Origin of the sequence: Acinetobacter sp. SCLZS86, assembly GCF_021560715.1 — a bacterium.
Taxonomy (GTDB): Bacteria; Pseudomonadota; Gammaproteobacteria; order Pseudomonadales; family Moraxellaceae; genus Acinetobacter; species Acinetobacter towneri_A.
Map to the genome: position 1 here is coordinate 2,386,466 of NZ_CP090864.1, position 19,598 is coordinate 2,406,063.

General features: G+C 41.6%; 19 protein-coding genes. 3 read left to right on the forward strand and 16 right to left on the reverse strand.

Going from position 1 to position 19,598, the window contains the following annotated elements; all coding sequences use genetic code 11:
• Positions 1-97 precede the first annotated feature (97 nt).
• The 6 genes from LZP46_RS11455 to LZP46_RS11480 form a co-directional block, all read right to left on the reverse strand.
• Positions 98-979, reverse strand: a complete 882-nt coding sequence (locus tag LZP46_RS11455; protein ID WP_236093896.1) for a metal-dependent hydrolase — start codon at positions 977-979, stop codon at positions 98-100.
• A gap of 500 nt (positions 980-1,479) precedes the next feature.
• The gene (gene tuf / locus LZP46_RS11460; RefSeq protein WP_236095217.1) at positions 1,480-2,670 is read right to left on the reverse strand and encodes an elongation factor Tu; all 1,191 of its coding nucleotides are present in this window, start codon (positions 2,668-2,670) and stop codon (positions 1,480-1,482) included.
• Between the two features lie 95 nt (positions 2,671-2,765).
• A complete protein-coding gene (fusA, locus tag LZP46_RS11465; RefSeq protein ID WP_019837220.1) occupies positions 2,766-4,901 on the reverse strand; it encodes an elongation factor G in 2,136 nt (711 codons plus the stop codon).
• 131 nt (positions 4,902-5,032) lie between these two features.
• Complete coding sequence (rpsG, locus tag LZP46_RS11470) at positions 5,033-5,503, reverse strand: 30S ribosomal protein S7 (RefSeq protein ID WP_004975277.1); 471 nt, start codon at positions 5,501-5,503, stop codon at positions 5,033-5,035.
• A gap of 179 nt (positions 5,504-5,682) precedes the next feature.
• Positions 5,683-6,057 (reverse strand): 30S ribosomal protein S12, encoded by a 375-nt coding sequence (gene rpsL / locus LZP46_RS11475; RefSeq protein WP_019837219.1) that lies wholly within the window; start codon positions 6,055-6,057, stop codon positions 5,683-5,685.
• A 138-nt stretch (positions 6,058-6,195) separates the two neighbouring features.
• Positions 6,196-7,704, reverse strand: a complete 1,509-nt coding sequence (locus LZP46_RS11480; protein ID WP_236093897.1) for an EcsC family protein — start codon at positions 7,702-7,704, stop codon at positions 6,196-6,198.
• 284 nt (positions 7,705-7,988) lie between these two features.
• Here LZP46_RS11480 and LZP46_RS11485 point away from each other — a divergent pair, with 284 nt between their 5' ends.
• A complete protein-coding gene (locus tag LZP46_RS11485) occupies positions 7,989-9,218 on the forward strand; it encodes a beta-ketoacyl synthase N-terminal-like domain-containing protein (RefSeq protein WP_019837217.1) in 1,230 nt (409 codons plus the stop codon).
• 18 nt (positions 9,219-9,236) lie between these two features.
• Positions 9,237-9,689, forward strand: a complete 453-nt coding sequence (gene hemJ / locus LZP46_RS11490; RefSeq protein WP_004975266.1) for a protoporphyrinogen oxidase HemJ — start codon at positions 9,237-9,239, stop codon at positions 9,687-9,689.
• Positions 9,690-9,806: 117 nt separating this feature from the next.
• Here the strand turns inward: hemJ and LZP46_RS11495 are convergent, their stop codons facing one another.
• The gene (locus LZP46_RS11495; protein WP_236093898.1) at positions 9,807-10,154 is read right to left on the reverse strand and encodes a hypothetical protein; all 348 of its coding nucleotides are present in this window, start codon (positions 10,152-10,154) and stop codon (positions 9,807-9,809) included.
• A 109-nt stretch (positions 10,155-10,263) separates the two neighbouring features.
• On the reverse strand, positions 10,264-10,920 hold the full coding sequence (locus LZP46_RS11500) for an HAD-IA family hydrolase (protein ID WP_236093899.1): 657 nt from the start codon (positions 10,918-10,920) through the stop codon (positions 10,264-10,266).
• Positions 10,921-11,008: 88 nt separating this feature from the next.
• Between LZP46_RS11500 and LZP46_RS11505 the strand changes: the two genes are divergently transcribed.
• Positions 11,009-11,776: a hydroxymethylpyrimidine/phosphomethylpyrimidine kinase gene (locus LZP46_RS11505; protein ID WP_236093900.1), complete on the forward strand. Its 768-nt coding sequence runs from the start codon at positions 11,009-11,011 to the stop codon at positions 11,774-11,776.
• 63 nt (positions 11,777-11,839) lie between these two features.
• Here the strand turns inward: LZP46_RS11505 and LZP46_RS11510 are convergent, their stop codons facing one another.
• The 8 genes from LZP46_RS11510 to rpe form a co-directional block, all read right to left on the reverse strand.
• A complete protein-coding gene (locus tag LZP46_RS11510; protein WP_236093901.1) occupies positions 11,840-12,478 on the reverse strand; it encodes a nuclease-related domain-containing protein in 639 nt (212 codons plus the stop codon).
• A 51-nt stretch (positions 12,479-12,529) separates the two neighbouring features.
• Positions 12,530-13,021 (reverse strand): methylated-DNA--[protein]-cysteine S-methyltransferase, encoded by a 492-nt coding sequence (locus tag LZP46_RS11515; protein WP_236093902.1) that lies wholly within the window; start codon positions 13,019-13,021, stop codon positions 12,530-12,532.
• 96 nt (positions 13,022-13,117) lie between these two features.
• Positions 13,118-13,435: a DMT family transporter gene (locus LZP46_RS11520; RefSeq protein ID WP_236093903.1), complete on the reverse strand. Its 318-nt coding sequence runs from the start codon at positions 13,433-13,435 to the stop codon at positions 13,118-13,120.
• Positions 13,436-13,581: 146 nt separating this feature from the next.
• Entirely contained in the window at positions 13,582-14,643 is a 1,062-nt protein-coding gene (locus LZP46_RS11525; protein WP_236093904.1) for a cation transporter, read from the reverse strand.
• Positions 14,644-14,762: 119 nt separating this feature from the next.
• Complete coding sequence (locus tag LZP46_RS11530) at positions 14,763-15,671, reverse strand: copper resistance protein B (protein ID WP_236093905.1); 909 nt, start codon at positions 15,669-15,671, stop codon at positions 14,763-14,765.
• Positions 15,658-17,703, reverse strand: a complete 2,046-nt coding sequence (locus tag LZP46_RS11535) for a multicopper oxidase domain-containing protein (protein ID WP_236093906.1) — start codon at positions 17,701-17,703, stop codon at positions 15,658-15,660. Before LZP46_RS11535 ends, LZP46_RS11530 begins: the two co-directional genes overlap by 14 nt.
• Before the next feature lie 45 nt (positions 17,704-17,748).
• Positions 17,749-18,327 (reverse strand): hypothetical protein, encoded by a 579-nt coding sequence (locus LZP46_RS11540; RefSeq protein WP_236093907.1) that lies wholly within the window; start codon positions 18,325-18,327, stop codon positions 17,749-17,751.
• Positions 18,328-18,696: 369 nt separating this feature from the next.
• Positions 18,697-19,383, reverse strand: coding sequence for a ribulose-phosphate 3-epimerase (rpe, locus tag LZP46_RS11545; protein WP_236093908.1), 687 nt, complete (start codon positions 19,381-19,383; stop codon positions 18,697-18,699).
• Positions 19,384-19,598 lie beyond the last annotated feature (215 nt).

Below are 19,598 nucleotides of genomic sequence, written 5' to 3' on the forward strand. Positions count from 1 at the left end.
TCTTGTGTTGTTCTAAGATGTAGGCATTATAGATTTCACTACAAAAAAATCGAGCAAAAAAAAAGGCAACTTGCGTTGCCTGACCAAAGGGAAAAGTTTAAAAGCCTAATTTAGCTTTCCAAGTATTTAATAAAGCTGTGGTGTCAAAATCTTTAGGATGAAAATTCGGCTTGAAATAGAACAACATTTCATTGCCCATGCCGGTAATAATCCCTTTAGATGGACTATAAGCAAAATGATAAATCATGCGTAAATTTTCCAAATTCAATTGCTTGTCTTGTTTTAATAAACGCAATAGAAAATAGTTTTGAACTAAAAACAAAGTCAGCATCGAGATAACCAAAGAACTTGTCCGTAGTGCATAGGCTTTCAAACCCTTACCAAACACACCTTCAAACACATCATAAGCCACAGCTTTATGTTCATTTTCTTCAATTGCATGCCACAACCACATGGTTTTCATGGTGTCATCAGTCATCAATTCTTGAATATATGAATTGGTCAATAATTGTGAAGCAATCGTTGCTGTGAAATGTTCAAGCGCAGTAGTTGAAGTTAAATCTACCATTTCCTGTGTAATACCAATCGGTTTAGCTAACTTTGCTATAAATTTTCGTGTAGTTTGAATCACAGTATCTGTATAACGATCTAAAGTATCTACATCATGTCCAAATTTCTGTGCAGCGGCATTAAAACTAACATGCTCATGCGTGTGCATGGCTTCTTGTCCAATAAATGCACTGATTTCTTTCTGTAAATCTGCATTGTCTTTCAGCATAGGATGATAACGCACCGCACGTACACTATCTATAAAAAACTTCTCACCTGCGGGAAATAATGCAGATAAAGCAGTCATAAAATGAGTTAGACCTGCATTACCACTCATCCAATATTCAGGTACAGCATCAAAGTTGAAATTCATACGACGGACAGGAAAACTCGCACCAGCACGTTCTCTTATACTCACTTTAGCATTCATGTTACTTACTCCTGAGGTTACAACAATGAAGTCATTCATTTCCTGTAACCCGCTATATTTTTTATTTATCGGTACGACTTCATATTAAGGTTTTCTGTGCGTTATTTAACTGCACTTAAGGACAGTGAATTGTCAGTTCAGGACATGAGCAACAAAAAATAAAGATAAGTGAAATTATTTTTTGTGACGCAAGAGTAAAAAATAGACAATGAAATTATTTTTACGACGCAAGAGTAAAAAAATAGACGATAATTTTTTATGACGTAAGAGCAAGAATAATTAGACAGCAAAATTATTTTTATGATGTAAGAGAAAAAAGGCAACTAAACCGCAGCAAAAGAATGTTCATAAAATGGTTTTAGATTGATTCAAGGTTTAAAGAACAGCTATTTCATCCATCAATACAGTAGGACAAGCTTTCATCCATCTGGAAACTAGCACACAAAATACAGCCATAAAAAAGCGCCCCAAACGGAGCGCTCTTTCACACTATAAAGCGATTATGCTGTTACTTTAGCAACAACACCCGCACCTACAGTACGACCACCTTCACGGATCGCGAAGCGTAAACCAGCGTCCATTGCGATTGGGTGGATTAATTCTACAGACATTTCAACGTTGTCACCTGGCATTACCATTTCAACGCCTTCTTTCAACTGTATTGCACCAGTTACGTCAGTTGTACGGAAATAGAATTGTGGACGGTAACCGTTAAGGAATGGAGTGTGACGACCACCTTCTTCTTTAGAAAGTACGTATACTTCCGCATCGAATTTAGTGTGTGGCTTGATTGTACCTGGCTTAGCAAGTACTTGACCACGTTGTACGTCTTCACGCTTAGTACCACGTAAAAGAACACCACAGTTCTCGCCCGCACGACCTTCGTCTAGAAGTTTACGGAACATTTCTACGCCAGTTACAGTTGTTTTAACTGTGTCTTTAATACCTACGATTTCAACTTCTTCGCCTACTTTCACAATACCAGTTTCTACACGACCAGTTACTACTGTACCACGACCAGAAATAGAGAATACGTCTTCGATTGGCATTAAGAATGCTTGGTCGATTGCACGTACTGGCTCTGGGATGTAAGTGTCAAGCGCTTCAACAAGAGCAACTACAGCATCTTCACCGTATTGACCAGCTTCACCGTTAAGTGCAGCAAGTGCTGAACCACGGATTACAGGAGTGTCATCACCTGGGAAGTCGTAAGTAGAAAGAAGTTCACGAACTTCCATTTCAACTAGTTCGATTAACTCTTCGTCGTCTACGATATCGCATTTGTTTAAGAATACGATGATGTAAGGTACACCTACCTGACGAGAAAGAAGGATGTGTTCACGAGTTTGTGGCATTGGACCGTCAGTCGCAGCACATACAAGGATCGCGCCGTCCATCTGAGCAGCACCAGTAATCATGTTTTTAACATAATCGGCGTGGCCCGGGCAGTCTACGTGCGCGTAGTGACGAGTTGGAGAGTCGTATTCTACGTGTGAAGTATTAATTGTAATACCACGTGCTTTTTCTTCTGGTGCAGAGTCGATTGCCGCGTAGTCTTTCGCTTCACCACCGAATTTACGTGCACATACAGTTGCAATCGCAGCTGTTAAAGTTGTTTTACCATGGTCAACGTGACCGATTGTGCCCACGTTAACGTGTGGCTTATTACGTTCAAACTTAGCCTTAGCCATGAGATCTTCCTTTTTAAAACAACTCATGGAGGATCACTCCATGAGCATTAGGTTTTTTAACTATAAATTAGTTTGCGCTTATAGTAATCGAAAGATTACTCGTCGTCACCTTTTTTACCACCAGACTGGAATTTAGCAATGATGCCCTCAGCCACGTTACGTGGAGTTTCAGCATATTTAGCAAATTCCATAGAGTAAGTCGCACGACCTTGAGACATAGAACGCATGTGTGTTGCGTAACCAAACATCTCTGCAAGTGGAACTTCTGCACGAATTGCTTTAGTACCACCAGGTAAGTCGTCCATACCTTGAACCATACCACGACGACGGTTTAAGTCACCCATGATATCGCCCATGTAGTCTTCTGGAGTTTCTACTTCAACTTTCATGATTGGCTCAAGAAGAACAGGATCTGCTTTCATGAAACCGTCACGGAACGCGTAAGAACCCGCCATTTTGAACGATAATTCGTCAGAGTCGACATCGTGGTAAGAACCGTCGAATAATGTCGCTTTAATGCCTACAACTGGGTAACCAGCCAAGACACCATTCTTCATACGTTCTTGGATACCTTTGTCTACTGCACCGAAGAATTCTTTAGGTACTACACCACCTACAACTTCTTCAGCGAATTCGTAGTCTTTACCAGCTTCAGGATCAAGCGGCTCTAAACGTACGAATACGTGACCGAATTTACCTTTACCACCAGTTTGACGAACGAATTTACCTTCTTGTTCAATCGTCTTTTTGATCGTTTCGCGGTATGCAACCATTGGTTTACCAATGTTTGCTTCAACGTTGAATTCACGCTTCATACGGTCAACGATGATGTCAAGGTGAAGTTCACCCATACCCGCAATGATCGTTTGACCAGATTCTTCATCTGTACGAACGCGGAATGATGGGTCTTCTTTCGCCAAGCGACCTAAAGCAACTGACATTTTTTCTTGGTCAGCTTTAGTTTTAGGTTCAACAGCTAATGCAATTACTGGCTCTGGGAATTCCATACGCTCTAGTGTAATTACGTGGTTTTCGTCACATAATGTATCACCAGTGGTTGTATCTTTAAGACCTACACACGCTGCGATGTCACCTGCACGAATTTCTTCGATGTCGTGACGGTCATTTGCGTGCATCTGTACGATACGACCAATACGCTCACGCTTCATTTTCACTGGGTTGTAAACCGGGCTACCCGCTTTAAGAACACCAGAATAAACACGTACGAACGTTAAGTTACCAACGAATTTGTCGTTCATGATTTTGAACGCTAACGCTGCAAAAGGAGCTTCGTCAGACGCTTCACGAGAACCTTCAGTTTCGTCTTTGTCGTCTAAGATACCTTTGATCGCTTCAACGTCAGTTGGTGCAGGTAAGAATTCAATGACTGCGTCCAACATACGTTGAACACCTTTGTTTTTGAATGCAGAACCACACATTGCAGGTTGAATTTCACCCGCTAATGTACGTTGACGTAAACCAGCAATGATTTCTTCTTTAGAAAGTTCGCCATTTTCTAGGTACTTGTCCATGAGTTCTTCTGATGCTTCTGCAGCAGCTTCAACCATGTTAGTACGCCATTCTTCAGCAGTTGCTTGAAGATCAGCTGGAATCTCGCCGTATTCAAACTTCATACCTTGTGAAGCTTCATCCCAAATGATTGACTTCATTTCGATTAAGTCAACAACACCTGTGAATGTATCTTCTGCACCTATTGGAACAACGATAGGCACTGGGTTTGCACCCAAGCGAGTTTTCATTTGTTCAACTACGCGGAAGAAGTTTGCACCCGTACGGTCCATTTTGTTTACGAACGCTAAACGAGGTACTTTATATTTGTTTGCTTGACGCCATACAGTTTCAGACTGAGGTTGTACACCACCTACAGCACAGTAAACCATACACGCACCGTCAAGAACACGCATAGAACGCTCAACTTCGATGGTGAAGTCAACGTGTCCTGGGGTGTCAATTACGTTAATACGGTGTTGGTCAAACTGGTTACCCATACCTTTCCAGAAGCATGTTACAGCTGCTGAGGTAATAGTAATACCACGTTCTTGCTCTTGTTCCATCCAGTCAGTTGTTGCTGAACCTTCATGAGTTTCACCAAGTTTGTGACTTTCACCTGTATAGAACAAAATACGTTCTGAAGTAGTTGTTTTACCCGCATCGATGTGCGCAGAGATACCAATGTTACGGTAACGAGAAATTGGGGTTTGACGTGCCATGATTTCTAGCATTCCTAAATTTTGTTGTTTAAAACAGGACGCTTTAAGCTGCTTAGCAACTTAAAGCGATTTGATGACAATTCAGTGACAACTGATTCATCACCCTCCTGATTAGGGCCTGTTTTATCCGCTTAGAAACGGTAGTGAGAGAAGGCTTTGTTGGCTTCAGCCATACGGTGCACATCTTCACGTTTTTTGATCGCCGCGCCTTTACCTTCAGATGCATCAAGCAACTCGCCAGCAAGACGTAACGCCATAGTTTTTTCAGAACGCTTAGCAGCAGCATCTACCAACCAACGCATCGCTAAAGCAGTACGACGGGATGGGCGTACTTCCATAGGAACTTGATAAGTAGCACCACCAACACGGCGTGCTTTTACTTCGACCATTGGACGAACTTTTTCAAGCGTAGCTTCAAAAAATTCAACTGGGTCAACTTTAGATTTTTCTTGAACGCGGTCTAAAGCACCGTAAACGATACTTTCAGCAATAGATTTTTTACCATCTTGCATTACGTGGTTCATGAATTTAGCGATTGTTTGGCTGCTGAATTTAGGATCCGGAAGGATTTCACGAGCAGCGACTACGCGACGTCTTGGCATTTTAAACTACCTATAAATATGACACTTCAGGGTGATCCAGCCGTAGCACAAAGTGTCGTGTGCATTTCGCTGGCCTTACTACACGTCGCTTGAATTTCACAAAATTAAATGCAGAAATCAGACAAGCGAGACGATAAAGGATTGCAGTTCTACGAACTAAGCGGTTAATCTTCAAAAGATTATTTCTTAGGACGTTTAGCACCGTATTTAGAACGTGCCTGGTTACGATCTTTCACGCCAGCACAGTCTAAAGAACCACGAACGGTATGGTAACGTACACCTGGTAAGTCTTTAACACGACCACCACGGATAAGAACAACACTGTGCTCTTGTAGGTTGTGACCTTCACCACCGATGTAGCTAGAAACTTCAAAACCTGAAGTTAAGCGAACACGGCAAACTTTACGCATTGCTGAGTTAGGTTTTTTAGGTGTAGTTGTGTAAACACGTGTACAAACACCACGACGTTGTGGACAAGCCTTCAACGCAGGAACTTTTGATTTTTCAACCAAAGTCGTACGACCCTTACGGATCAACTGATTTGTTGTTGCCATGTGGCAATTCTCCCGTTAATAAAAAGCCCCAAAACATACTACTTTTTGAGGGCATGCAATTGTAAGCGAAGATAGAAAAATGGTCAATATTTCATAGGCAGTTAAAATACCAACCATATTTCTACTTATCACTTGTTTTTATTCAGCTTTTGGCTTGCGAGTACTTGTACGAGTTCTCGGTTTTTTTGTAACCTGCTTTGCATTTTCTGTGCTTGATGTTACTGGATTTTCCGAAACAGTTTCAGTCACTTGAGTTGAATCTTCCACAGGCTCTAAAGCATCTTCCTGCATATATTCATCAATTTCTTCTGCAGTTACAGCAGGTTTTTGCGGTGCAACTTCAGCATGTGGCTCTAGCATTTGATCTGCCAATTCTTCTAAACCTTGCTGAATATTTTCATCGAGTTGTGCTGCAGTTGTTTCCACTTTGTCCGATTTTTTCTGCACTTTTACCGTTCTGATACTTTCATGGTCTGATACGGTTTGCAGCAAAGCATCTGACGGCGCAGATTCTGCGCTCTCTTGACCCTCTACCAATGCATCTTGCTCCGTATGTTTGGCTTCATTACCCTTCAATTGCTCCAAGAGTTTGGGCGCAGCCTGTGCCAGCAATTCCAATGATTTTTCATACGCATGAATAGCCGATAAATTGCTGTCTTTATGCTGAATTAAATAGCTGCGAGCATTTGAGAACACTTGCTGCGCTTTGTGATGTACATCTTCCACCAATTTCCAGCTGTATACGGCACTCACCGATGCGGTTGCCACAGGCGTGAGTTTATTCAACATGGAAAACTTAGGTACATGATTCAGCCATGGCCATTTGACTTGACCTTGCTCATTCAAGAAATATTTCTTTAATACCTCATAATCATTGCTTGAACCGAGCATATTTTGTAATTGATGCACATCATGAGTTTGTAGCATATTGGATAAGGTTTTCAGCCCCATCAGCACTGCTTGCTTTTCTGCAATAACGCCCAAATCAATTTGTTTAAAAATAAACTGAACAATTTCTTGCTCGGTATCTTTATTCAGTTCAAAACCGTAGGCACGCCCCACCTGATAAATGGTACGCAAAGACATCACAATAGATGCAGGCACATCAATGGTTGAACCAATCACTCCTGTTGCACCTGTCAATGCACCTTGCAGTGATGCAATCCATTTATTTTGTTCTGCGAGTGCTTGACCAATTCGCTTAGAACGATCTACATCTTGAGTCAATTCTTCTAAATCGCGTACGCCTGCCTGATCAAGCACATCATCAACAGAACTAATATTGGAAGTAAAACTATTCAACTGATCAAATAAATAATCTGAAATTTTGTCAGAAAAATCGGGCGACACAAAACTCGCCACCTGATTGACGCGGTTATAGTGACGACCTAAAAGCTGACGTGAAACTTGTGGCACATGCTGTCTGAGCATGTGTTGAGGATTGTCATATTGATGTGCTTGAAAAGCACTAAAGCTACGTGCCTGACCTTCAATAATTTGTCCTGATTTTGCACTGTGCTCATCCTTCGCTACAGCACTTGGTGCAACTTGCTGCAAAACATGGATGCCTGTTCTGCTGAGCTTTTTAGCCACTCCAATCGCATTCGAGAAGAATCCGCTTGATTGTTTATTGTTGGAATCTGACATTCTTACTCCTCATTTTTAATTTCTATGATTTATGGGTAAATACTAGGTGTAGTCTAAGTTTATCTCAATATAATTGTGTATCTTTTGGTTGGCTTCCTGCATCTTATTTGCTGCTTCACTGCGGTTTGATCTTCTCTGCAAAGTGGCATCATATTTGCCATAAGAATTCAAAATTCTTTCTGTTATTATGAACGCAATTGTAAGACATGAGTCATACCGTATCAGCGATTGCTTGGCAATTACGGTGTTCGGCTCAACATTATCACCATAAAAGGGATCTGTAGATGAAACGTGTTGTAATCACCGGCATGGGCATTAACTCGTGCATTGGTAATACTTTAGAAGCTGTGACTCATTCTTTACAAAACGGTATTTCTGGGACACGTTCCAACCCAACTTATGCTGAACTTAATTTCAAAAGCCACGTAAGTGCAGCAGCAGAACAAAACTTTGACCATATTGACCGAAAATTAAAACGTTTTATGGGCGTGTGTGCGATGTACGCTTACAATGCTGCAGTAGATGCCATTGAACATGCGGGCTTAAAGCAAGAAGATTTAGCAGGCAACCCACGTTACGGTATCGCGGGTGGTTCAGGCGGTAACTCTACAGCATCTGTTGCAGAAATGATTGAGCTACTTGAAGAAAAAGGCGCGCGTAAAATCGGCCCATTCTTTGTACCACGTAATATGTCGAACACGATTACGGCAAACTTGGGCGTTGCGTTCAAATTACAAGGTATTGCGCACTCAATTACCAGTGCATGCGCAACTTCTGCCGATGCAATTGGTTATGCCTACAACCTTATTCAATTGGGTAAACAAGATTTAATGCTAGCAGGTGGCGGTGAAGAAGATCACTGGTCACAAAGCTTATTGTTTGATGCGATGGGTGCATTGTGTTCTAAATACAACGACACACCAGAAACAGCATCTCGTCCGTATTCTGCAGACCGTGATGGTTTCGTTATTGCTGGTGGTGGCGGTTTCGTGGTTCTTGAATCACTTGAACACGCTCAAGCACGTGGTGCAAACATTTTAGCTGAAGTAGTTGCATATGCTGCAAATTCTGACGGTGCAGACATGGTTGCTCCTAGCGGCGAAGGTGCAACACGTTGTATCTTGATGGCTTTAGACGAAGCGAAACAACACGGTGTAGACGCAATTGACTATGTCAACACACATGGTACTTCTACCCCAGCAGGTGACGTGACTGAATTAAAAGCGATGGAACGTGCGTTTGGTGAAGGTAAAGTACCTGCTCTCAGCTCAACGAAGTCGATGACAGGTCACAGCTTGGGTGCTGCAGGCGTTCAAGAAGCAATTTATTCTGTCTTGATGATGCAAAATGACTTCATTGCACCAAACATCAACGTCACTGAACTGGATGAAGGCGCGAAAGCATTTGATATCGTACTTGAAAAACGCGACACAAAATTGAATACTGTGATGAGTAATAGTTTCGGTTTTGGCGGTGTAAATGCCTGCCTTATTTTCAAGAAGTGGGATGAATAATCTCCTATAGGATAGTCGATGGATGCACCTTCTGATGCTTTTTTATGGGTAAAAGCATTACATATTATTGCCGTGGTTTGCTGGTTCGCTGCATTGTTCTACTTACCACGTTTATATGTTTACCATGCCATGAGTGAAGATACACTGAGCCATCAGCGTTTTGAAATCATGGAGCGCAAGTTGTACCGAGGAATTATGTGGCCGTCGATGATTGCGACCCTCATTACGGCACACTTTTTGGTAGATTGGGGCGATGCGACCCGCAATTACCACGATGCGTTATGGTTTTACCTGAAAGTGGCATTGGTTGGTTTATTGGTGATTTACCATTTAGTTTGTGGCTATTACCGCCAAAAACTGATTGGCAATGCACATTATAAATCACACAAGTTTTGGCGATTCTTCAATGAAATGCCGACTGTGCTGTTATTGGCGATTGTAATTTTAGTCGTGGTAAAACCACAATTTTAAAATTTGAAACGCCAAGCATCCTGACATCTCAATCTGATTCGGTTGTAAAAAAACCTCAGTTCAAAGAACTGAGGTTTTTTTATGGATGACAACTAAAAACAGCACTTATGCTTTGATTCAGCGTATTTGTGAGTAAGGCTGAAAGCCCAATGCTGCTGCTTGTTTTTGCTGTGATTGAGGAATCGTGACAATGGCAATTTTTCCATCTGCTCCGCCACAGACCTGTGCATACATCCGCCCATCTGAACCTATACTGGCCTGCTTCACTTGAATCTGTGCCTGCTGTAAACGCTGAACAATTTCTGTAAGGGTTAAACCCGAATCTGGCTCACACTGTCGATGTTGCAATGATGTGTACATTTCGACCTGCGCAGTAGGTGTTGTGGATGTAGCAGTATGATTGGCACATGCAGTCATCAGTATTGAAACCGCTACTACTGCAATAGATTGACTAAATATCTTCATCACATACCCTCTTTCAATATTAAAATTAAATATTCAAATTAAATATTGAAGCACGATCTTTGCAATAATACTGCGCTAGAAATGCAAACAGATGTAAGCATCTCACTCATCAAGATAATTGTTCAAGCAACGGCAAGATTTGCGCAAAACACTGAATTCTATGTTTTGGGGCAGCGAAGTCTAGCTCCTGAGCCGAGCCATAGCCGTACTCAACTGCAACACAATCGACTCCATTGGCTCGCGCACCGAAAATATCGTGTTCACGATCTCCAATCATTAAACATTGTTCAGGTTGCAATTGTTCTTGCTGCAAAATATAGGCAATTAAATCCGCTTTATGGGTACGTTCCCCATTCAGTTCGCTACCGTAGGGATATTCAAAATATTGCAATAAATCGAAGTGATCTAAAATTTGGCGTGCATAAATTTCAGGCTTGGCTGTTGCTAAAAACAGTTTATAGCCTTGTTGCTTTAAAGCTGCCAATGTTGCGGCAACATCTTCAAAGACATGATTTTCAAATAAGCCTGTTGCAGCAAAACGCTCTCGATAGCCTGCTAAGGCTTGCTCTGCCAATACGTCATGCACATCTACATGAAGTAATTTTGCCAAAGAGGCTTTTAAGGGCGGCCCGATAATCCAATCAATATTTTCCGTATCTGCAATAGGATGTCCAACCTTAGCCAAACCATAACGCGCAGAAGCGGTAATGCCCTCTTTCGGGTCGGTCAGCGTGCCATCTAAATCAATTAAAAGGTTCTTTATCACAATGTCAGCCTATGTGCCTAAATGACTATCGAGTGTTACTCCAAAGTTGCCTATACTAACGTAAATAGAAGCAATTAAGGATATGTGTGTGCGACCAACAGTACTATGTTTTTCTGGTTTAGACCCTTCGGGTGGCGCTGGTTTACAGGCTGATATTGAAGCCGTTGGCAATAGCGGTGCACATGCAGCGATTGCCTGCACAGCACTGACCATTCAAAACTCTCAGCAAGTATTTGGCTTTGAAGCAACGTCTAAAGAATTGTTATTGGCGCAAGCCAATGCGGTGGTGAATGATTTGCCCATTAAAGTTGTAAAGTCGGGCATGTTGGGCACCACTGACAATATTGCAGCGCTGGCAGATTTTTTACGTGCACATCCTGATTATTTATATGTGCTTGACCCTGTTTTGGTTGCCAATAGTGGTGGTTCTTTAGGTGATCAAGCGACTTTGGTTCAGGCATTTGTCGAGTTGATTCCACTGGCGACTTTAATCACGCCAAATACTGTGGAATTACGTGCCTTAACGGGTGAAGATGATTTAGAACGCGCAACAGCTAAATTATTTGCAATGGGGGCACAGGCTGTTTTGGTCAAAGGTGGGCATGAAGATACCCCTGATCATATTCGTAATACACTGTATATCAACAATGAAATGATTTCTGAAACTCGCTGTCCACGTCTTGAAGGTGAATATCACGGTTCAGGTTGTTCATTGGCAAGTTTTATTGCAGGGCGCTTGGCATTAGGCGATCAACTGAAACAAGCGGTACAACATGCTGAAACTTGGCTGTTTGGTGTGCTTAAAAATGCGGAAACGCCTGTACCGAATGGACAGAAAATTCCGAAAAGGTTTTAGTATTTAACGTTCAACTCTTTCATACCCTGTTCACCTTGTATCAGGGTTTTTTATTGCAACTTTTTAACGTTCTTGCCTTTGTTTAAAATTTTCAACATGCTGACGATTGGTTTTCCAAGACTTATCAAGTAATTCTTTTTCAATTCTCAGTTGAATACGTTTCAGTTTCATCGGTGAAATAACTTCATGCCGAAAACCTTTGACATACTCAACCCATGCACTGCCTTTAAAAACATTGTTAGGCAAGGAGGTCTTAAACTCACAGTCTGGCATAAATACAATCACAGAATGCAGATATTCAGGCTCGACAATATCGCTCAATACTGATTCCAAAACTTTTATATGCTTATAGTTCTGATAGACAGGATTCTGAAACTTATAGGTCTTTTTATAAATTTTTTGTGTCCATACTTTTTGGCGTTCTCCACCAAAAATCCAGCCTTTATAGTTTTTTGTTTCAATCACAAAAACTCCAAAAGGACTCAATAAAATATGATCTATTTGGGTTGTTCCTGCGGACTCATCAGGCAGGGTTACATCATTCAACAAAATATAATGTTCATCTAAATACAACTTCACATGCGTACTTACTGCGAGTTCCCCCGCCTTTCCCTTTAGAAAAGGTTTGAAAATTTTGATCAGTCCTACACCTGCAACAAGCAGAATAAGCCACCAAAACTGTAACAATAATGTTTTTAACATTTCCTCTGCTCTATTTTATTTAGATCAAAATTGTTGTTGAATCACAGTCATTTATACTTTTGAAGTTGATGATTCTAACTTTAACAAAATCGCTTTATTATCCAAACCGCCTGCAAAGCCCACCAGTTTTCCGCTTGCACCCACCACCCGATGACACGGCGCAATAATCGAAATTGGGTTTTTACCATTTGCCGCACCTACGGCGCGCATCGCATTCACACTACCGACTTGTTCTGCAATTTGCTTATAACTACGAGTTTCTCCAAAAGGAATGCTTAATAACGCCTGCCAGACTTTCTTCTGAAATTCAGTGCCTTCAAAATCAAGAGGCACATCAAATTGCTGACGCTGACCTGCAAAATACTCTTGGAGTTGCTGCTGAGTTTTGAGCAAAATAGGATGATCATCTTGTCGAACTAAATTGGCTAAACGTACCCGTTTGTGATCTTCGTTATCCCACATTACCGCGACCAATGCGTGATCGTGAGCCACCAATTTAAGCACACCTACAGGAGTGTCCATTTCAGTAAATGCCAATTGCATTATTTTTTCTCCTCAAGCAGGTTGGGTATCAGCTCATCCTGTTTTTAACCCAAACCGATCTGTGATTGCGCACACACCAAAAGACTGCATTCCAAGTTAGCTGGATGAAATTTTCATCAGCACTAAACCTGAAATAATCAGAACAGCTGCCAACATACGCATAGCACTGGCAGGTTCGCCTAACACAAAAACACCCACTAAAAATGAACCGACTGCACCAATACCCGTCCAAATCGTATAAGCTGTGCCCAATGGTAAAGTACGCATGGCATAGGCAAGCAAGGCAAAACTTAAAATCATAAAAAATAGGGTCACGATACTGGGCGTTAATTTACTAAAGCCGTCAGACAACTTCATGGAGTATGCCCAAACCACTTCAAAAATACCCGCCAATATCAACATCATCCAGGCCATAACGCCCTCCTTCAATAGCATGAAATCAGGCCGTCCTGAAGATTTTTCTTGTCGAGTGTTCAGTCACTTTGACTATTTCTAAAAACCCAAACAAGGGAGGTCGTTCCTCCTGTTGCAATTTAAGCCACCGCGCAGCGATGATCCGTCTATTTTAAACTTAAAATTTTGCGCGCACCATTCAATACAAACATGGCCACAACTAAGCCAATAATCAGGTCTGGATAATTCGACCCTGTCAGCATCACCAAACCGCCCGCGATAATCACACCTAAATTCACAATCACATCATTGGCGGAAAAAATATAACTGGCTTGCATGTGGGTTCCACCATCTTTATGCCCTGAAATCAGCCATAAACAGGTAACGTTCGCCAGCAATGCCACAGCACCAATACCCATCATCAATATGGATTCAGGCTCACTGCCCAAAAAGAAACGGCGCAGAACATCAAATATAACCAGTGCAGCCAAACCCAGTTGTAACCAACCAGACAAATGCGCAGCTTTGAGCTGTTTCTTGGCAGATTGCCCCACGACAAATAAAGCCAAACCATACACGGCGGCATCGGCAAACATATCTAAAGAATCAGCAATTAAACCTGTCGAAGATGCAATTAAACCCGCGATTAATTCCACCAAAAACATAGCGGCATTAATGCTAAGCAAGGCATACAGCACTTTTTGTTGCGCAGCGCTGTTAGATACAGGCAATTCGGTTTGTGTATTGGCTTCAGTCTGTTGTAACACAGCACCCAAACCCAATGCTTCTAATTTATGGGTGATTTCAGTGGCAGATTGATTGCTGTGATAAACCTTTAAAAGTCGTGCAGGCAAATCAAAAGATAAGGCAGCAATATCATTATGGTCTGCCAAAGCAATCCGCACCATTTGTTCTTCAGCACCGCAATCCATTTTAGGAATATGGTACGCACTCACCCACGGACTCAAAAGTTCAGAATCCAAAATTGTTACTTTATCTGTCTTGGCTGTCGTTGCAGATGTACAGCTATTTTGATCAGCACAGCTTTTTTCTGTATCACAAGACGAACCACAGCCTGTATCGCCACATGACTCGGACTGTATAGGGGCAGTTGCACAAGGCTGGTTTACATTTTTTTGCGTGTCACAACCACAGCCAGCATTGTTTAGATTTTGGTTTTCTAAGTTTTTATCTTGATTCGATTGAGGATCTTGAGTTGATGAAGACATACGCCACACCCAAAAATACAATAGGCTCAGTATAAACCAAGCCTATGTATTTAGGGACAATCTCTATTTAGAAGCAGCAACGATCCATTGACTTAATCATTGATAAATCCCCCTAATCATTAAAACCTGAAACGCAACCCTATCGCATATAAGCCGCTCTGTTCGGAATCGGTTGCAGACTGCCAAACAGTTTGTTGATTACCATTCGTATATTCATAACCTGCACTGATATACGGCATGATGTTCTTGCTGATTTCATAACGCATTTCCACACCCACAGCTGCACGGTTGAGTCCTGTTTTTTTCGCATATTTGGCATCATCCTGCAGAATGACATCTACATCTAAATAAGGCTGTGCAATCAATTTTTGAGTCAATAACAGATCCCGTGTGGCTTCCAAACTCAAAGCCGCATATTGATCCTCACCCAAATAAAAATAAGCATCGGTTTCAAAAAAATATGGAGCTAAACCATGTAAGCCAAGCACAGCATCAAACTTATCTTCTCGGTCTGTTTGATGCGCTTGCTGATTCACTTCATGTCGATAACGCCCACCTGCTTGCACATCCCAGAAATCTGAAATCATACGACTGTATAACAACTTGGCATCATATTCAGTCGCTTGTGACTCTTGCTTATCGCTATGAATTTTCACAAACAACTTGTTTTCATCAGTTCCGATACGAGTTTGTAATTTAGATTTGAGCACTCCCTCGGCATGATCATTCACTTGCCATTGCGTATCTAAAGTGCTCACCGCGTACACCTGCGCACCATGTTCTTTACGATGATCGTGTGACTGCGACTCTTGCACGGACGAATCGGATTGATGCGATTGATGCGATTGATGCGATTGATGCGATTGATGCGATTGATGCGATTGAGTATCAGCCTGAGCTGCAATTGTTGCAATCTCTGCTGAACTGGCATGTGCAATATGCACCTCTGTCGCTGCTAGCCCAACTGTACTGATGCAGCAGACAGAAATACTTAAAACTGTTTTCGCAAAAAGATTAATGTTGTGCATGTGCTGCTCCTTTTTGCGCTGTCGCTGAAGGGGTTTGAGTGGCTTGAATTACTGTGGTTGAAAGCGGTTCATTTTCACTCACCTGCGCTACAATCAATTTATTCATCATTCCCGCGCTCATGTGATAGAGCAAATGACAATGTATTGCCCATTCACCTAATTCATCTGCAGTAAGCAGTGCAGTTACAGTTTGACCTGGCGGCACAATTAAGGTGTGTTTATTCGGCATTTCTGCTGCCGTTTGACCATTTTCCAACTGCATAAACATGCCATGTAAATGCATTGGATGTGCCATCATGCTGTCATTGATAAATTTAATCCGAATACGCTCACCATATTTCACCTTGAGTGGTGTGGCATCACTAAATTTCTTACCGTTGATTGTCCAGATATAACGCTCCATCGTACCGCCTAAACGCACGACTAATTCACTGCTTGGTTCACGTGTATCTGCTTGTGGCTGCAGCGATTTCAAATCTTCATAGTGCAAGGCTTTATGCCCCGCGGGTGTAGAAGCATTTGCCCATCCATATACCACCGCATTTTTGTGTTCTGTTGAAGGCATGCCATATTGTGTATGCGTATTTTCAGACATTGTTGCATGGTTCATCTTGGAATGATCCATTTCCGACATTACCGCATGATTCATCTTGGAATGATCCATTTCTGACATCGCTACATGGTTCATCTTGGAATGATCCATTTCCGACATCGCTGCATGATTCATCTTGGAATGATCCATATCCGACATCGCTGCATGGTTCATCTTGGAATGATCCATATCCGACATCGCTGCATGGTTCATTTTGGAATGATCCATTTCAGACATCGCTGCATGATTCATTTTTGAGTGATCCATTTCAGACATCGCTGCATGGTTCATTTTGGAGTGATCCATTTCAGACATCGTTGCATGGTTCATCTTGGAATGATCATCGCCTGAATGCTCTGTAGCATGCCCCATATCTTGCATGGTGAGTAAAGCACGCGGGCGCGCTGCAGGGAGCTGTAGATTTGATGTTGCAGAATGAAGTTCACTCTGCAAGCTACCCACAGCAAAACCTGAGCGGTCTATTGATTCCGCTTCAATTTGATAATGCGCTGCTTGAGGTTCAACAATCACATCGTAGGTTTCTGCAGTGCCGATACGAAATTCATCCACAGTCACAGGTTTGACTGGCTGACCATCGGCACTGACCACTGTCATTTTTAAGTTTGGAATCCGAACATCATAAAATGACATGGCAGAGGCATTGATAAAGCGCAAACGCACTTTTTCATTTGGCTTGAATGCACCTGTCCAGTTCTGTTCAGGTGTCTTGCCATTCATTAAAAAAGTATAGCCTGTGACATCGGAAAGGTCGGTTTTCAGCATACGCATTTGATTCCACATTTTACGGTCTGACCATGTGGCTTTTAGTCCATCACGCTGTATTTGACGCCAAACATCACCTAAGGTTTCGCGCTGATTTTGATAAAACTCGGCTGAAATTTTTAAATCTTTCTGAATTTGATTGCTAGATTTTTCATGAAAATCTGACAGCATCACCACATAATCACGATCTGCGTATTCATGTGTGTTTACGGCTGGCTTGGCTTTAGGATGAATCACCAATGAGCCATATAGACCATCTTGTTCCTGACCTTTGGAATGTGCGTGATACCAATAAGTACCACTTTGACGTACTTTAAATTGATAAACAAAATGCCCTTGCGGCTTAATCCCTTGAAAACCATTAAAGCCAGGTACGCCATCCATCAAACCAGGCAACAATAAACCATGCCAGTGAATAGATGAATCCTGATTTTTTAATTGATTATTAACGTGAATCACCGCCTCATCACCCTCTTCAAATTCGAGTGCAGGCGCGGGAAACTGCCCATTGACCGTAATGCGTTGCACAGGTTTTCCCGTGATATTGACTGTTTGTTCTGCAATGGTCAGGTGATATTCCTTGACCGCAGCAAATGCAGAACTCGAACACAATGCACAGACTGTTAAAAACAGCGCAGGCTGATAAAATTTAGACATGACTTAATCCTTAAAATAAAACGTAAAAGTGTTTTGAATTCAGGATTAAGCTTTGGGTGGACGTAAAATTTGCTGCCAATGCCCAAGTAAATGTTGAGCGTGATAAGCAGGCAATAGAATATTGACAGATGAGAGTGCTACAGGTTGAATCAATTCAGGAACTTGCACATGCAACACACTGTTTAAGCTTTGACAATGCAACTGCACACAGTCTTGACAATTCATCTTTGCAGCAGAAAAATCAGCCGAGCCATAACAATCTGCCGCATTTAAATCCGTATCAGTTGCAGATGTGTGCTGACTGAGGTGCTGGTTGGCATTGGCATCATGCCCAGATAAATGCTGCTTGGTTTCAGGATGCGTTTGTAAAGCTGTCGTATGACAATTTGGTAAAGATGTCACTGCATGCGCTGTAGTTGCAGAATGCCGATTTTCAGACCCTACTGCATGATTTGACATCATCCAATCATGTGCAGGTTTGACCGCAGCACTGACAATACCACTCCACCCCATGACAAATGCCATCAGGACAACAAACCACATTTGTTTGTAGGGTTGAGTCAGCACTAAATGAATTCCTGAGTATGAAAGATGTAGACCTGAACTTGCGCAAGAATTGAACATTTTTGCCAAGTGCAATCCACAACCTACAATTCACTCAATATAATTCAAGCTCCACTTATACACAATATCTTCTGCATTAAAAAACAGAATGAATCAGTGCGATTTGAAAGCCAACTAAAACAATCAAGTTATATATTAAGCAACTTATTTTTATAATTAACTGAGTAAATACTCAATAAATTCAGTGTATTTAAAATAAACAAAAAGGATTCTATTGAATCCTTTTTATACTTATTTTGTATAATTCATAAACAACTGATGTACCAATGTTTATAAATTAATCTGTTTATCCATAGTGTTATCAACATAGATATCCATACGGTTATCTACAAAGTTATCCACAGCATAAGCACTTGTGATTGTAGAAATTTATACTTTGACTGCGCCAACTTTTGCCAATTCAGCACGCATTTCATCAATCACCGTTTTATAGTTTGGCTTGCCAAAAATTGCTGAACCTGCAACAAACATATCTGCACCCGCTTCTGCAATTTCACGAATATTGGTAGGTCCTACACCGCCATCAACTTCTAAACGAATATCACGACCTGACGCATCAATAATTTGACGTGCCTGACGTAATTTCTCTAAAGTCATCGGAATGAATTTTTGCCCACCAAAACCCGGGTTCACACTCATGAGTAAAATCTGATCGACTTTATCAAGTACATAATCTAAATAATGTAGCGGTGTAGCAGGGTTAAATACCAAACCCGCTTTTGCACCGCCCGATTTAATCAGTTGCAATGAACGGTCAATATGCTCAGAAGCTTCAGGATGGAAAGTGATAATATCTGCACCCGCTTCAAGAAAATCACCAATCATTCGGTCTACAGGTTTCACCATTAAATGCACATCAATTGGTGCCGTAATACCATAGTTTTTCAATGCCTTACACACACCTGCACCGAAAGTTAAATTCGGTACATAGTGATTATCCATCACATCAAAATGCACCACATCGGCACCTGCCTGAAGTACATTTTCCACTTCTTCGCCTAGACGAGCAAAATCTGCAGATAAAATAGACGGCGCAATTAAATAAGGCTTGGACATGGGAGAACCTAGCTGAAAATTGGATTGAGGCGCATTATAGCAAAGACTGGTTGGCGTGGTGGATTCTGTTACGATTGGATCATTCAGTTCGATGATTCAGTTGGATCATCCAATTTGATAGTTCTATCTCCGCAACGCTCTGTTGCAGCATTCCACTGTTCTTTCAGTCTGGCTTTGTTATAGTAAAGGTCTTTACTTATTTGAACAAAATGCTG

Bases quoted from the DNA above. Each gene is read 5' to 3' on its own strand.
- LZP46_RS11520 (WP_236093903.1), bottom strand. From the start codon at position 13,435: ATGGCCTGGATGATGTTGATATTGGCGGGTATTTTTGAAGTGGTTTGG.
- LZP46_RS11455 (WP_236093896.1), bottom strand. From the start codon at position 979: ATGAATGCTAAAGTGAGTATAAGAGAACGTGCTGGTGCGAGTTTTCCT.
- LZP46_RS11480 (WP_236093897.1), bottom strand. From the start codon at position 7,704: ATGTCAGATTCCAACAATAAACAATCAAGCGGATTCTTCTCGAATGCG.
- LZP46_RS11510 (WP_236093901.1), bottom strand. From the start codon at position 12,478: ATGTTAAAAACATTATTGTTACAGTTTTGGTGGCTTATTCTGCTTGTT.
- rpe (WP_236093908.1), bottom strand. From the start codon at position 19,383: ATGTCCAAGCCTTATTTAATTGCGCCGTCTATTTTATCTGCAGATTTT.
- LZP46_RS11525 (WP_236093904.1), bottom strand. From the start codon at position 14,643: ATGTCTTCATCAACTCAAGATCCTCAATCGAATCAAGATAAAAACTTA.
- LZP46_RS11485 (WP_019837217.1), top strand. From the start codon at position 7,989: ATGAAACGTGTTGTAATCACCGGCATGGGCATTAACTCGTGCATTGGT.
- tuf (WP_236095217.1), bottom strand. From the start codon at position 2,670: ATGGCTAAGGCTAAGTTTGAACGTAATAAGCCACACGTTAACGTGGGC.
- rpsG (WP_004975277.1), bottom strand. From the start codon at position 5,503: ATGCCAAGACGTCGCGTAGTCGCTGCTCGTGAAATCCTTCCGGATCCT.
- LZP46_RS11515 (WP_236093902.1), bottom strand. From the start codon at position 13,021: ATGCAATTGGCATTTACTGAAATGGACACTCCTGTAGGTGTGCTTAAA.
- LZP46_RS11530 (WP_236093905.1), bottom strand. From the start codon at position 15,671: ATGCACAACATTAATCTTTTTGCGAAAACAGTTTTAAGTATTTCTGTC.
- LZP46_RS11540 (WP_236093907.1), bottom strand. From the start codon at position 18,327: ATGTTCAATTCTTGCGCAAGTTCAGGTCTACATCTTTCATACTCAGGA.
- rpsL (WP_019837219.1), bottom strand. From the start codon at position 6,057: ATGGCAACAACAAATCAGTTGATCCGTAAGGGTCGTACGACTTTGGTT.
- hemJ (WP_004975266.1), top strand. From the start codon at position 9,237: ATGGATGCACCTTCTGATGCTTTTTTATGGGTAAAAGCATTACATATT.
- LZP46_RS11495 (WP_236093898.1), bottom strand. From the start codon at position 10,154: ATGAAGATATTTAGTCAATCTATTGCAGTAGTAGCGGTTTCAATACTG.
- LZP46_RS11535 (WP_236093906.1), bottom strand. From the start codon at position 17,703: ATGTCTAAATTTTATCAGCCTGCGCTGTTTTTAACAGTCTGTGCATTG.
- fusA (WP_019837220.1), bottom strand. From the start codon at position 4,901: ATGGCACGTCAAACCCCAATTTCTCGTTACCGTAACATTGGTATCTCT.